This window comes from Blastomonas sp. (assembly GCF_041747255.1).
Classification (GTDB): Bacteria; Pseudomonadota; Alphaproteobacteria; order Sphingomonadales; family Sphingomonadaceae; genus Blastomonas.
Window position 1 is genome coordinate 1 of the sequence record NZ_JBGTFM010000472.1, and the last position, 13236, is coordinate 13236.

Genomic DNA, 13236 nt, shown 5'->3' on the forward strand with positions numbered 1-13236 from the left:
GAACAGCATCAGCTGCAAGGCACCAAGCGAACGGTGCAGCGACTTCTTGTTGGCTGTCGCCATGATGGCGTCGAGCGACTTTACGCGTGCGAATTTCATGATGTTTTTGGTTTCCCACCCATTGGCAGGCTCAGGCCTGCCAGTTGCGTCCCAGGGATCAGACCCTAACGCACAGGATTAGCGCCTTTTCGCGCGGTGGCAACTGGCTTGTCGGCTTCAATGCGGCGAACGGGGGCTTCAGTATCCGAGTTGTGCCCTGGCGACATTTTTTGCCAGTTCCTGTGGCGGCAGCGAAATCCGACTCAGCGGCGAGGATGCGGTCCTTGCCTCAGCTCACATTATCGGCGTTGGCTCTGGATATATCGCCGTAGCCCTGACAATTGGCGATCATATTTGGCCGGTAATCAAAACCGCTGAACGCTGCAGCGTCATTCCGTCCGGCCCATGCGCAAAACTTTGGCTTTTGCGATGCTGGATGGAAGCGGCATGGGAGTCGATCAATCGGTGAGCAGCATCGGCCCGAGTGGTCGCCCGGCAAACAGGTGCACATGCAGGTGCGGGACTTCCTGATGCCCGTGATTGCCGATGTTGGCGAGCAACCGATAGCCTGGCTGCACGAGGCCCAGCATCCGCGCCACCTGCCCCACGCCACGCACAAATCCTGCGATTTGTTCATCGGTGCCGCGTGCTGAAAAATCGTCCCAGCTTACAAACGAACCCTTTGGAACAATCAAAATATGTGTCGGTGCCTGCGGGTTGATGTCCTGAAAAGCGAGCACATGATCATCTTCGTGGATCTTGTTGCACGGGACCTCGCCGCGCAGGATTTTGGCGAAGATATTCTGGTCATCATATGGCAGCGTCGGGTCAATCGGCATCTGACTTTAATCCTCTTTGCGAGACGCCTTTTCAGCGAGTCCCGACACGCCGTCGCGGATATCAAGCTCTGCCATAACCGCATCCCATGACAGACCCATGTCGGCGAGCAGGATTAAAAGGTGAAAAACAAGATCGGCGCTTTCAGACACCATGCCGTGCGAATCATCGCAGATTGCGGCGATGACAGTCTCTACCGCCTCTTCACCGATCTTCTGAGCAATCCGGCTGCGTCCGCGCGCGCTGAGCGTGGCGATATAGCTGGCATCGGATGCGGCTGCGCGGCGCGCCGCAATGACGGACTCAAGCCGCGTGATCGTCTGGTTTGATAAGCTGGACATGGCCTGTCGCTGTGCGCGTGACGCCTTATCAGGTCAAGACCCGCTCTAAACCCGAACGCTTATTTGCGCGGCGGGTCCTTGCGTTTGTGGCGTGCAGCCCAGCGCCCGACGATCAGACCGGCGATGCCCAGCAGCAGCAGCCCAAAGCTGCCGGGTTCGGAAATCTCGAGCCACGCCTGCACTCCGCTCGCGCGGGTAAAGCCATCGAGTGTCGAGCGCGGCTCCGCTATTGTGGCAAATGTCGTCGATGCCGCAAACGCGGCGGAGTGCGCACCCACCAACAGCATCGCTGCGGTAGATTTGGCCAGTGCCCTGCCAACTGATTTTCCAGCTGATTTCTCAGGCTTCATTACGAGACACTTCATATCCAAACGTTAAGCAATCAGCCTGCCAGAACCCTGAGCAACCTGAAAATCCTTGATGACGATGATTAATGCCGGGTCATGTCTGCCCTGACTTGTCAAGGTCGCCGACACCTGTTCACCGTGTTACAGCGCGCTTGGAAAGCGACTTTGCGCCCCGGATCAATGCCGACGGGCCGGGATTCCGGCAGCGATGAGCGCGGCATGGGCGTCCGCAATCGACGCTTCTCCGAAATGAAAAATGCTGGCTGCGAGCACGGCGCTGGCATGTCCCTGTGTCACGCCGTCGACAAGATGGCCCAAATGACCTACCCCGCCGCTTGCGATCACCGGAATATCGACATGGTCGGCAATCTTGCGGATCAACGCAAGGTCATAGCCATCGCGGGTGCCATCGCGGTCCATCGAAGTGACCAGCAGTTCACCTGCCCCCAATTTTGTGAGGTTTAGCGCATGCGCGACCGCGTCAATCCCGGTCGGGGTGCGGCCGCCATGGGTGAAGATTTCCCAACCCTCACCGTCTGCTTTGCGCCGGGCATCAATAGAAGCGACGACACACTGGCTGCCGAAGCGCTCGGCGATGTCGGCGATCACCGCTGGCCGCGCGACAGCAGCGCTGTTGACAGCGATCTTGTCAGCACCCGCCAGCAGCAAGGCTCGGGCGTCGTCAGCGCTGCGAACGCCGCCACCGACGGTGACTGGCATAAAGCAGACCTCCGCCGTGCGCATGACAACATCGATGATTGTGCCGCGCGCTTCATGGCTGGCGGTGATGTCGAGAAAGCAAAGCTCGTCCGCCCCGGCAGCGTCATAGGCGCGCGCCTGCTCCACCGGGTCGCCTGCATCCTGAAGGTCAACAAAATTGACACCCTTGACCACCCGGCCATTGGCGACATCAAGGCAGGGGATGACACGGACCCGTACGCTCATCCGCGTGCCGCCATCGCCAACGCAGTGGCCAGATCGAGCCGCCCGTCATAGAGCGCGCGCCCGGTGATGACGCCTTCGATGCCATCATCGGCATGCAGCGCGAGCATCCGGATATCGTCGAGTCCTTTGACCCCGCCGCTGGCAATGACCGGAATATCGGTCGCCCGGGCCAGCGCGACGGTTGCATCGATGTTGCAGCCTTTCAGCATGCCGTCGCGCCCCACATCGGTGAACAACAGGCTGGCGACGCCCGCATCTTCAAAGCGGCGCGCCATATCAGCTACCGGAACGTCCGACACATCGGCCCAGCCGTGGGTGGCGACAAAACCGTCGCGCGCGTCTACAGCGACGACGATGCCGCCCTGATAGGTGCGCGCCATATCGCGCACGAATTCCGGATCGGTCAGCGCCGCTGTGCCGATGACGACCCGCGCCACCCCCAAATCAAACCATCCGTCAACCGCCTCGCGTGTGCGAATGCCGCCGCCCAGCTGCAGATAGCCTGGAAACGCGGCAATGATCGCCTTGACCGCCCGCGCGTTGACCGGCTCGCCGGCGAACGCGCCGTCAAGATCAACGACGTGCAGGTGCTGCGCGCCAGCCTCGGCGAACTGCAGCGCCTGCGCGGTCGGGTTATCACCGTAAACGGTGGCACGCTCCATATCGCCCTCGGCCAGTCGCACGACCTGGCCACCTTTAAGATCAATGGCGGGAAACACGATCAGGCTCATGCCGGGGTCCAGTCCAGAAAATGGCGGAGCAGGCGCAGGCCATAGGCCTGGCTCTTTTCCGGGTGAAACTGCACACCAATGATGTTGGCGCGCGCGACCGCGGCTGTCACAGCGCCGCCATGATCGGTGGTGGCGGCGACATCGGCTTCATCGGCGGCAATAAAATGATAGCCGTGCAGGAAATAGGCCTCGCCCTGTTCGATCAGCGGCTCGCCAGATTTGGGAACCACATCGTTCCAGCCCATGTGCGGCACCTTGATGCCAGGCGCTGGCACCAACGCGCGCACCTCACCGTCAATCCAGCCGAGCCCTTCGTGCACACCATGCTCGACGCCGCGCGTGGCGAGCAGTTGCATGCCCACACAAATGCCCAGAAATGGCGCGCCATCGCCGAGTACACGGGCTTCCAACGCGGAGACCATGCCGGGGATTGCGCGCAACCCGTCCATGCAGGCGGCGAACGCACCCACGCCGGGCAGGACAATCCGGTCGGCGCTATGCACCACTGCAGGATCGTCAGTAACGGCAATATCCGGCGCTCCCACCGCCTTGAGCGCGTTGTGAACGCTGTGCAGGTTGCCCGCGCCATAGTCGATCAGCGCAACGCGCTCAGCCACCCAGCACTCCCTTGGTCGATGGGATGGCACCTTGCTTGCGCGGATCGATCTCCACCGCGCTGCGCATCGCACGCGCAAAGCCTTTGTAGATGCTCTCGCAAATGTGGTGGTTGTTCTGCCCGTAGAGCAGTTCGACATGCAGCGTCAGGCCTGCCGTCTGGGCAATGGAATGGAACCAGTGTTCGAACAGTTCGGTGTCCATTTCGCCAAGGCGGGCTTGCGAAAATGCAGCCTTCCATACCAGAAACGGACGGCCCGAAATATCCACCGCAACCCGGCTCAATGTCTCGTCCATCGGCGAATAGGCATGGCCATAACGGACGATCCCGCCTTTATCGCCAAGCGCCTGAACGAGCGCCTGGCCGATGGCGAGCGCGCAATCTTCGGTCGTGTGGTGCTGGTCGACATGCAGGTCGCCTGCGATCCGGCAGGTCAGGTCGATCAGGGAATGTCGCGAGAACTGTTCGACCATATGATCGAGAAAGCCGATGCCGGTGGAGACATCGAAACGACCGCTTCCGTCAAGGTTTACCTCAACGAAGATATCGGTTTCGTGGGTCTTGCGTTCAATCCGGGCGGTGCGCATGGTGCGCGCTATAGCCGCCCTGCCCGCTCAAGCAAGAATTTTGCTGCCGCAAAACACCACCAGGCGCGCTGTTGCCAGATAGCGTCTTGACCCTGTGCGCCACTCAGTCCACCAACTTGGGCATGAGTGATGAAGTCCCCGATACGCTGATTCCCTACGACGAGATCGTGCAGGAGGCGCTGCGCGCCGTTGTTGGACGGGTCCTCGGTGAGGTCGAGCAGTCTGGATTGCCTGGCCAGCACCATTTCTACATCACATTCAAAACCCATGCCGCGGGCGTCGATATCCCCAAGCATCTTGTTGAGCGCTTTCCGGATGAGATGACCATCGTGCTGCAGCAAAAGTTCTGGGATCTCAAGGTCGAGAAAGCGGGCTTTTCGGTGGGTCTGAGCTTCAATCAGGTGCCTGCGCATCTGTTCATTCCCTATGCCGCCATCACCGCGTTTGTTGACCCGGCGGTTGATTTCGGGCTGCAATTTCAGGTCAGCGGTGATCGCCCCCCGCCAGAACCGCATGACGCGGCAGAAAATGACCACCCGGCCAGCGATGGCGACGGGTCGAACGTCGTCAGCGTGGATTTCGGCAAGCGCAAATAGGCGTCCTGCCGCTCCGCCCTCGGAGAAAAGTCCATGACCAGCGCCAATTCCCGCATCGAAAGTGATTCGCTCGGAGATATCGCTGTTTCAGCGGAGGCCTATTGGGGCGCGCAGACGCAGCGCAGCCTGATCAATTTTCCTTTCGCACCGCACGAACGGATGCCAATCGGCATCGTCCATGGTCTCGCCATCGTCAAACAGGCAGCGGCGAAGGTCAATCGCGCGCATGGCCTCCCCGGCGAGATCGCCGATGCGATTGAATCCGCCGCTGCTGAAATCGTCGCGGGCCAGCACGACGACCAGTTTCCGCTGACCATCTGGCAAACCGGCAGCGGCACCCAGACCAACATGAATGTCAACGAGGTGATCGCAGGCCGCGCCAACGAGCTGCTGACCGGCGCGCGCGGTGGCAAGAATCCAGTCCACCCCAATGATCATGTCAACATGAGCCAGTCGTCGAACGACACCTTCCCCACAGCGATTCACATCGCCGCAAGCTTGGCGGTGCGCGCGCGGCTGCTACCAGCATTGACGCGGCTTCACGACGCGCTCGATGCCAGGGCAAGGGCCTGGGCTGCGATCATCAAGATCGGTCGCACCCATTTGCAGGATGCGACACCGCTGACGCTGGGGCAGGAATTTTCCGGCTATGCCAATCAGCTCTATCGTTGCAGCATGCGCATCGAACCGGCTGTAGTGGCAGGCACCGACCGGCTCGCCATCGGCGGCACGGCGGTTGGCACCGGGCTGAACGCACCCGCCGGCTTTGCCGATGCGATGTGCGCGGCGATTGCCGACATCACTGGACATCCATTCCTCCCGGCAGACAACAGCTTTGAGGCGCTCGCCTCCAATGACCCGCTGGTGCATCTGTCGGGCACGCTCAGCACATTGGCGGTGGCTCTGACCAAGATCGCCAATGACATCCGCCTGCTGGGCTCCGGCCCCCGCTCGGGACTGGGCGAACTGGAGCTTCCCGCTAATGAGCCGGGCAGTTCGATCATGCCAGGCAAGGTCAACCCAACCCAGTGCGAAATGCTGACGATGGTCGCGGCGCAGGTCATCGGCAACCATCAAGCGGTGACCGTTGGCGGGATGCAGGGGCATTTGGAACTTAATGTGTTCAAGCCGATGATCGGCGCCAATGTGATGCGTTGCATCGATCTGCTCAGCACCGGGATGGGGAGTTTTGCCGAGCGCTGCGTTGAGGGGTTGCAGGCCAACGAGACACGGATTGCCGAGCTGGTCGACCGGTCGCTGATGCTGGTCACCGCGCTGGCGCCGGTGATCGGCTATGATAATGCCGCCAGCATCGCCAAACACGCGCACGCGCGTGGCCTTACGCTTAAGGAGGCGGGCATCGCGCTGGGGTTGGTCGATGCTGCGACGTTCGATCTGCACGTGCGCCCACAGGACATGACAGGCGCATAATGACGACGGAACGCTCCCTGGTCATCATGCGTTTGCGACCATAATGTTTCTGGAGTAGGATAGAGCGATGAAAAAGCCCGCAAATGACAGCAACAAGCCCGCAACGCCTACGCAGCCCGATACTGCGGCGTCCAGCACCGCACTGGCTTCGCCTGGCACGCCCAAAAAGCACTGGTCGCACAACGCAGCCAGTGGCGCCGGAAAGCTGCTCAGCACCGCCGCCAACGACCAGATGGTGCGCAATCTCATCGGAACGCAGGCGCGCACCCAGTTCGCTGCGACCGTATTTGGCGGCTCGATTGTTGGCGGGGTTCTTGCCCGGCTGGCCACACGATCGGTGCCTGGCGCGGTTCTTGTTGGCGGCGCGCTTGTCGCCAAGGCCATCTACGACCATCGCAAGGCGGCCAAGGCCGATGAGCTAAAGGCCAAAATCGAAAAGACTGGCGACAAACCCGACACCAGGACCTGATTACTTCACGATAAACCGGTTGACCTTTGGCCCCTGCTTTGGCCATGAGCCGCCATGGTTATATCCGCATCCAAAAACGCTTTGGCCCGTCGCGGGCTGCTGTTCATCCTGTCATCGCCATCGGGCGCGGGCAAATCAACCATCGCGCGGATGCTGCTTGAGGCCGATGAAGACCTGTGCCTTTCGGTATCGGTGACCACTCGCCCTCCCCGCCCCGGGGAAATCGATGGGGAGCATTATCACTTCATTGATGAGCCAAGCTTTCACCGGATGGTCGACAACGATGAACTGATGGAATGGGCAAGGGTATTCGGTCATTTCTACGGAACGCCCAAGGCAGCCGTAAAACAGGGGCTGCGCGAAGGCCGCGATTTTCTGTTCGATATTGACTGGCAAGGCACGCAGCAGCTGTACCAGCGATCTGAAGGTGATGTCGTGCGGGTGTTTATTTTGCCGCCCTCGCTCGAAGAACTGCACCGCCGTCTGCGCAGCCGCAATACCGACAGCGAAGACGTAATTTCCGGTCGCATGGCGCGCGCGCAGGATGAGATCAGCCACTGGGATGGCTATGACTTTGTCGTGATCAACGATGATGTCGACAGCTGCTTCACCAAGGTCTGCGAGATCCTGCACTCCGAACGGATGCGTCGTGCACGCCAGACCGGACTGATCGACTACGTCCGCAAATTGATGCACCCGGATGTGTGAGCGGACGAGTTACATTATACGATCAAGCAGCTTGCGGCCCTTTTTCAACGGGTTCTTGCGAAAATTGGCTTCCTCACGGCCCATATAAGTGAAGATACCCGACATCGTCTGATCGGTGACGCTGTCGATCAGTCCGTCGCGGCTCACATCAACGCCTGTGAGCGCGCCGAGCATTCCGCCTGACCGGCCTGCGCTGAATGTATCGATCTGCTTGAACGCGCCGGTGCGCTCAAGCGCATTGCTGACCATGGGCCGCATCTTGCCGCGCAGGTCCTCGCCCGATGTGCGCCGCAGATATTGGCTGCCTGCAGTATCACCGCCCGTCACGATGCCAACGCCATCGGCCAGTGTCATCTGATCGATGGCGGAGCGGAACACCGGCTTGGCCTCCTGCGCGGCCAGCCCTGCGGCATCGTTAAATGCTTTGGTGAGATTGTTGGTGAGCCCCGCACGATCCGTAAGCTTCATCAACCTTGAGGCTTTTCGCAGCGGCCCCGGCAGCGCGATGCGCACGGCCTGATCGGCGTAGAACGCGCCGGGTTTGCTCAATTGATCAAGCGCGCTGTCTGATGCGTTGCCGAGCAGGCCCTTCATCGACAGGCCAGTGCCTTGCGCGACGGCAGGTGCGACGGAGACGATAGAAGCAATCGCTGCGCTCCCCATCGCCACAGCGATCAAAGCTGGAGTGATGCGCACGATATTGCCTCCCTGTCTTTTGGTCGAACGATCCAGTCAGTGACCTTCAGGATCGTATTTGTCCCCGGGCACCTGAGCGTTGACGATACCACCATCGACGGGAATTGTCGTGCCAATCACATAATTGCCCGCACGGCTGGCGAGAAAGATCACCGCGCCCGAAATGTCTTCGGCATTGCCAACGCGCTTGTTGGGAATCGAACTGGCCACGATGTCGCCATGATCGCGCGCCGCCTTGTTCATGTCCGACGGAAACGCTCCCGGGCCAATGCCGGTCACATAGATATGATCGCGCAGCAGCCGCACCGCCATGCGCTTGGTGAGCTGGATCAGTGCCGCCTTGCTCGCCTGATAGCTGTACGTCTCCCACGGGTTGATTCGCATGCCGTCAACCGACGAGATATTGATAACTTTCGCAGGGGTCTCGGCAGTTGCAGCCGCTTTCAGCAGGCCATGCAGCGCCTGGGTTAGAAAGAACGGTGATTTGACATTGAGGTCCATCACCTTGTCCCATCCGATTTCAGGGAAATCCTCGAACTCAGCGCCCCACGCAGCGCCCGCGTTGTTGACGAGAATATCGAGCCGCGTTTCATGCTCGGCGAGCCGCGCCGCCAATTGACGCGCACCCTCGACGCTGGAAACATCGCAGGGCAGCGAGATGCAGTTTGGACCAAGTTCGGCGGCGGTCGCATCGCAGGCATCGGCCTTGCGCGCCGAAATATAGACCTTGGCCCCGCCCGCGATCAGCCCCTGCGCAATCATTTTGCCGATACCGCGCGAGCCGCCGGTGACAAGCGCGACCCTTCCCTTGACGGAAAACAGCTGCTCGATGTTCATGGTCGTCTCTCCTGTAATGGCGGGCTTGATCAGCCCTGCCGTAATGCTTCGCGCGCGATGATGGTGCGCTGGATCTCGCTGGTGCCTTCATAGATGCGAAACAGCCGGACATCGCGGTAAAAGCGTTCGATGCCATAATCGGCGATATAGCCTGCGCCGCCGAAAATTTGGACTGCCCGGTCGGCAACGCGGCCGACCATTTCCGATGCGATCAGCTTGGCGCAGGCACAATCCTCGGTGATCCGTTCGCCCCGGTCCTTGGCGCGCGCGGTTTGCAGCACCAAGGCTTTGGCGGCCTTGCACTCGGCCACGCTGTCGGCGATCATGCCCTGGATCAGCTGGAACTCGGCGATCGGCTTGCCGAACTGCTTGCGTTCCTTGGCATAGGCGACGCTGTCGGCGATCAACCGCTCGGCGGCACCAACGCACACTGCCGAAATATGCAGCCGCCCGCGATCCAGCACGCGCATCGCGACCTTGAAGCCATCGCCCTCCGCGCCCAATCGGTTCTCTGCGTGCACGCGGACATTGTCAAAGATCACATCGCAAACATGTGCGCCCTGCTGGCCCATTTTGCGTTCGGGCTTGCCGACCGAGAGGCCCGGCAGATCGCGCGGCACCAGAAACGCGCTGACGCCCTTCGGCCCTGGCTCGCCGGTGCGCGCCATGACAGTGAACAGATCGGCCTTGTCAGCATTGGTGATGTAGCGCTTCGATCCGTTGAGCACATAGGCATCGCCGTCGAGCTCGGCGCGGGTCTTCACCGCGCCGCTGTCTGATCCGACATCGGGTTCGGTGAGTGCAAACGAGGTGATGATTTCGCCTGACGCAATACGGGGCAAATATTTCGCTTTTTGCGCATCACTGCCATCGACCACCAGCCCTTGGCTGCCGATGCCGACATTGGTGCCAAAGGTCGAGCGCATTGCGGGCGAGGTGCGACCCAGTTCAAAAGCAATGCGCACCTCTTCTTCCATGTTGAGACCCAGTCCGCCAAACTCCTCGCTAATCGACAAGCCAAACAGCCCAAGCTCTTTCATCTCGGCAACGAGTTCACCCGGGATTTCGTCGGTCTCCGAAACCTGCGCTTCGAGCGGTCGCAGTCGCTCGGTCACGAACCGGCGCACGCCTTCGAGCAAGGCTTCAAAAATGTCTGGATCGAGTGCCATAATGCTTTCCCTGATCTTTCTCCCCCCGCTGGCGGGACGGGAGGACGAGCTTTAGGTGAGGCCGGGGTGGGGCAGTGCGATAAGCTTTGGTCGGCCCACCCCGGTTCAACAAGCTGAACCTGCCCCCCGAAAACAGGAGGGGAGATTGCCTTAATACCCAAATATCTCTGCGACTCGGCCCGCGTGGAAATTGGCATCGCCCATGAACTCGTTGAGCGCCCGGTCGCGTTTCATGTAAAATCCAATGTCGTATTCATCGGTCATGCCGATGCCGCCATGCATCTGCACACCCTCGCGTACTGCCAGATTGGTTGTGCGGCCCGCCTTGGCCTTGGCAACCGACACATAGATTTCGGCGCTGTCCTGCCCCTCATCCATCAGCTGCTGTGCTTTCAAAACCGCAGCACGTGCGATTTCCATCTCGCTGTACAAATGCGCGGCGCGGTGTTGCAGCGCCTGAAATTCACCAATCAGCCGCCCGAACTGTTTGCGCTGCTTGAGGTAATCGACGGTCATATCCATCGCGCCGGCACCGACGCCGACAAGCTCTGCGGCTGATCCCGCGCGGCCTGCACGCAGCAGCGAAGAGAGGACCTTCCAACCGTTGTCGACCTCCCCGATTACGGCATCGGCATCAACCGCGACCCCATCCAGCATCACATGCGCTGCCATAGAGCTGTCGACCAGCCGCGCGCTGTCCAGCGACAGACCCGCAACGTTCTTATCCAGAGCAAACAACGTCAGCCCGTCGGTCTCACCGGGCGCGCCCGATGTTCGTGCGGCGACGATCAAAGCATCGGCGCTCGCGCCTTGAATGACGAACTGTTTCGTGCCGGTCAGCTTGAAGCCGTTACCGGAGCGCTCAGCCTTTGTCGCAATCTGCGCCGGGCGGTGCTTGGCGCCTTCATCGATCGCCAGCGCCAGCACGGTGTCTCCCGCCAGAATGCCGGGGAAATATTTGTCCTTGAGATGTTTGCCGCCCTCGTTGAGCGCAGCAACGCCGGCAACCGACGTGGTCAGGAATGGCGAGGGCGAGAGGTTGCGACCAATTTCTTCCAGCACAACACCTGCCTCGACATGGCCAAGTCCAAGCCCGCCATGGTCTTCGCCGATCAGAATGCCGGTAAAGCCCATTTCGGCAAACTGTTTCCACAATTTGTGGCGGAAACCGTCCTTGCAATTCTCATCGCGCAGCGCGCGCATATGCTTGACCGGGGCCTCGGCCTTGATGAATTCGCGCGCGCTGTCACGCAGCATGGTTTGGTCTTCGTTGAGGTAAAGTGGCATTTGAAGTCTCCCTCTCCCCTTCAGGGGAGAGGGCCGGGGAGAGGGGAATAAAACCTCGCCCGGCCCTTGAATGGTTTGGAAAAACGGAGCGGCAGGCCCCTCTCCCAACCCTCTCCCCTGAAGGGGAGAGGGCTAAATGGCGCTCACGCCCCCGGCAGATCGAGGATACGCTTTGAAATCACGTTGAGCATCACCTCGCTGGTGCCGCCCTCGATGCTGTTTGCCTTGGTGCGGAGCCAGTTGCGCGCCTTGGCCCCGCCCTTAGAAGCATCGCTCTCCCACTCCAGCGCGTCCGATCCGTTGCCCGCCATGACCAATTCGTGACGGCGTTTGTTGAGCTCGGTCCCAGCATATTTCATCATATTGGGCTGCGCAGGATGGCCCTTGCCCGCCTTCATTTCGTCGGTGAAGCGTTCGGCCATCGCCTTGAACGCCAACGCATCAACATCGAACTGGGCCAGCTCGGCGCGCAGGATCGGGTCGAGGCTTCCACCGTCGTTGGCGGCATTGCGCTTCATCGCCGCGCCGATCGCGGCGGTGCGATCGCCCCCGCCCGCGCCCGAGATCATCTCGCGCTCGTGGCCGAGCAGGTACTTGGCGACGTCCCAGCCGCGGTTCAGCTCGCCGACGAGCTGCTCCTTGGGCACCTTCACGTTGTCGAAGAAGGTCTCGCAGAACGGCGAGTTGCCGCTGATCAATTTGATCGGCTTGGTCGAGACGCCCTCGCTGGCCATGTCGAACAGCAGGAAGCTGATCCCCTGGTACTTGTTGGCCTTGTCGGTGCGGACCAGGCAGAAGATCCAGTCGGCCTTGTCGGCGTAGCTTGTCCAGATCTTCTGGCCGTTGACCTCCCAATGGTCGCCCTTGTCCTCGCCGAAGGTCTGGAGGGACACGAGGTCCGAGCCACTGCCGGGTTCGGAGTATCCCTGACACCAGCGGATCTCGCCGCGCGCGATCTGACCCAGGTAATGGCGCTTCTGCTCCTCGGTGCCGAACTTGAGCAGCGCCGGGCCGAGCATCCAGATGCCAAAGCTGGACAGCGGAATGCGCGCGCCGATCCGCGCCATCTCCTCGCGCCAGACCTTGGCCTCGGCCGGGCTCATCCCCGCGCCGCCGTATTCCTTGGGCCAGTCGGGCACGGTGTAGCCCTTGGCGGCGCAGGCCTCGAGCCACTGGCGCTGCGCTTCGCTCTTGAACTTTGCGTTGCGCCCGCCCCAGCAGACGTCGCTTTCGTCCTTGGGCGGCTTGCGCATTTCGGCCGGGCAATTGGCTTCGAGCCAGCCGCGGATATCCTGGCGGAAGGATTCGAGATCGGACATGGGAAGCTCCTCTCCTTAAGCGAAAGGTTAAGGCGAGTCGGGGGCATCGTGCAAGCTCGGCAGCCAAGGAATTTGGCGGCTCCGCCTTGCCGTAGCGTCATCCCGTGGTCGGCGCGGCGGGCGTTGACGCGAAGCCCCGCCGCTCTAGGCTGGTTTCAAAGCGAAACCAAAGTGGACGAGGCATCATGCGATTCTCGGGCAAGACCGTGGTGATCACCGGCGCCGCTTCGGGCATCGGCAAGGCGGCGGTGCTGCTGTTCGCCGGCGAGGGGGCGCGGGTC

16 protein-coding genes and 1 pseudogene are annotated in these 13236 nt (G+C 61.0%); 5 read left to right on the forward strand and 12 right to left on the reverse strand.

Annotation, left to right across the window (positions count from 1 at the left end; translation table 11 throughout):
• Nucleotides 1-497 precede the first annotated feature (497 nt).
• The 7 genes from ACEW8G_RS15550 to hisB form a co-directional block, all read right to left on the reverse strand.
• A complete protein-coding gene (locus tag ACEW8G_RS15550; protein ID WP_373489306.1) occupies nucleotides 498-878 on the reverse strand; it encodes a histidine triad nucleotide-binding protein in 381 nt (126 codons plus the stop codon).
• 6 nt (nucleotides 879-884) lie between these two features.
• Complete coding sequence (locus tag ACEW8G_RS15555; RefSeq protein ID WP_373489307.1) at nucleotides 885-1217, reverse strand: phosphoribosyl-ATP diphosphatase; 333 nt, start codon at nucleotides 1215-1217, stop codon at nucleotides 885-887.
• Nucleotides 1218-1276: 59 nt separating this feature from the next.
• A complete protein-coding gene (locus ACEW8G_RS15560) occupies nucleotides 1277-1567 on the reverse strand; it encodes a PEP-CTERM sorting domain-containing protein (protein ID WP_373489308.1) in 291 nt (96 codons plus the stop codon).
• Nucleotides 1568-1741: 174 nt separating this feature from the next.
• Nucleotides 1742-2509, reverse strand: coding sequence for an imidazole glycerol phosphate synthase subunit HisF (hisF, locus tag ACEW8G_RS15565; protein WP_373489309.1), 768 nt, complete (start codon nucleotides 2507-2509; stop codon nucleotides 1742-1744).
• Nucleotides 2506-3240, reverse strand: coding sequence for a 1-(5-phosphoribosyl)-5-[(5-phosphoribosylamino)methylideneamino]imidazole-4-carboxamide isomerase (gene hisA, locus ACEW8G_RS15570; RefSeq protein WP_373489310.1), 735 nt, complete (start codon nucleotides 3238-3240; stop codon nucleotides 2506-2508). Before hisA ends, hisF begins: the two co-directional genes overlap by 4 nt.
• On the reverse strand, nucleotides 3237-3857 hold the full coding sequence (gene hisH / locus ACEW8G_RS15575) for an imidazole glycerol phosphate synthase subunit HisH (RefSeq protein ID WP_373489311.1): 621 nt from the start codon (nucleotides 3855-3857) through the stop codon (nucleotides 3237-3239). Before hisH ends, hisA begins: the two co-directional genes overlap by 4 nt.
• Entirely contained in the window at nucleotides 3850-4443 is a 594-nt protein-coding gene (gene hisB, locus ACEW8G_RS15580; protein ID WP_373489312.1) for an imidazoleglycerol-phosphate dehydratase HisB, read from the reverse strand. Before hisB ends, hisH begins: the two co-directional genes overlap by 8 nt.
• 122 nt (nucleotides 4444-4565) lie before the next feature.
• Between hisB and ACEW8G_RS15585 the strand changes: the two genes are divergently transcribed.
• From ACEW8G_RS15585 to gmk, 4 genes are all read left to right on the forward strand, one after another.
• A complete protein-coding gene (locus ACEW8G_RS15585; protein ID WP_373489313.1) occupies nucleotides 4566-5039 on the forward strand; it encodes an SspB family protein in 474 nt (157 codons plus the stop codon).
• A 33-nt stretch (nucleotides 5040-5072) separates the two neighbouring features.
• Nucleotides 5073-6470, forward strand: a complete 1398-nt coding sequence (gene fumC / locus ACEW8G_RS15590) for a class II fumarate hydratase (protein ID WP_373489314.1) — start codon at nucleotides 5073-5075, stop codon at nucleotides 6468-6470.
• Between the two features lie 67 nt (nucleotides 6471-6537).
• Nucleotides 6538-6939, forward strand: a complete 402-nt coding sequence (locus ACEW8G_RS15595; protein ID WP_373489315.1) for a hypothetical protein — start codon at nucleotides 6538-6540, stop codon at nucleotides 6937-6939.
• A gap of 54 nt (nucleotides 6940-6993) precedes the next feature.
• A complete protein-coding gene (gmk, locus tag ACEW8G_RS15600; RefSeq protein WP_373489316.1) occupies nucleotides 6994-7647 on the forward strand; it encodes a guanylate kinase in 654 nt (217 codons plus the stop codon).
• Between the two features lie 9 nt (nucleotides 7648-7656).
• Here the strand turns inward: gmk and ACEW8G_RS15605 are convergent, their stop codons facing one another.
• The 5 genes from ACEW8G_RS15605 to ACEW8G_RS15625 form a co-directional block, all read right to left on the reverse strand.
• Nucleotides 7657-8343 carry a DUF4197 domain-containing protein gene (locus ACEW8G_RS15605; protein ID WP_373489317.1) on the reverse strand — a complete coding sequence of 229 codons (687 nt, stop codon included), beginning with the start codon at nucleotides 8341-8343 and terminating at the stop codon, nucleotides 7657-7659.
• A gap of 36 nt (nucleotides 8344-8379) precedes the next feature.
• The gene (locus tag ACEW8G_RS15610) at nucleotides 8380-9180 is read right to left on the reverse strand and encodes an SDR family oxidoreductase (RefSeq protein WP_373489318.1); all 801 of its coding nucleotides are present in this window, start codon (nucleotides 9178-9180) and stop codon (nucleotides 8380-8382) included.
• 29 nt (nucleotides 9181-9209) lie between these two features.
• Nucleotides 9210-10349, reverse strand: a complete 1140-nt coding sequence (locus ACEW8G_RS15615) for an acyl-CoA dehydrogenase family protein (RefSeq protein ID WP_373489319.1) — start codon at nucleotides 10347-10349, stop codon at nucleotides 9210-9212.
• Nucleotides 10350-10499: 150 nt separating this feature from the next.
• Nucleotides 10500-11636, reverse strand: coding sequence for an acyl-CoA dehydrogenase family protein (locus ACEW8G_RS15620; protein ID WP_373489320.1), 1137 nt, complete (start codon nucleotides 11634-11636; stop codon nucleotides 10500-10502).
• A gap of 143 nt (nucleotides 11637-11779) precedes the next feature.
• Nucleotides 11780-12955: an acyl-CoA dehydrogenase family protein gene (locus ACEW8G_RS15625; protein ID WP_373489321.1), complete on the reverse strand. Its 1176-nt coding sequence runs from the start codon at nucleotides 12953-12955 to the stop codon at nucleotides 11780-11782.
• A 185-nt stretch (nucleotides 12956-13140) separates the two neighbouring features.
• Here ACEW8G_RS15625 and ACEW8G_RS15630 point away from each other — a divergent pair.
• Nucleotides 13141-13236 (forward strand): annotated as a pseudogene (locus tag ACEW8G_RS15630) (2,5-dichloro-2,5-cyclohexadiene-1,4-diol dehydrogenase); the annotation flags it as partial.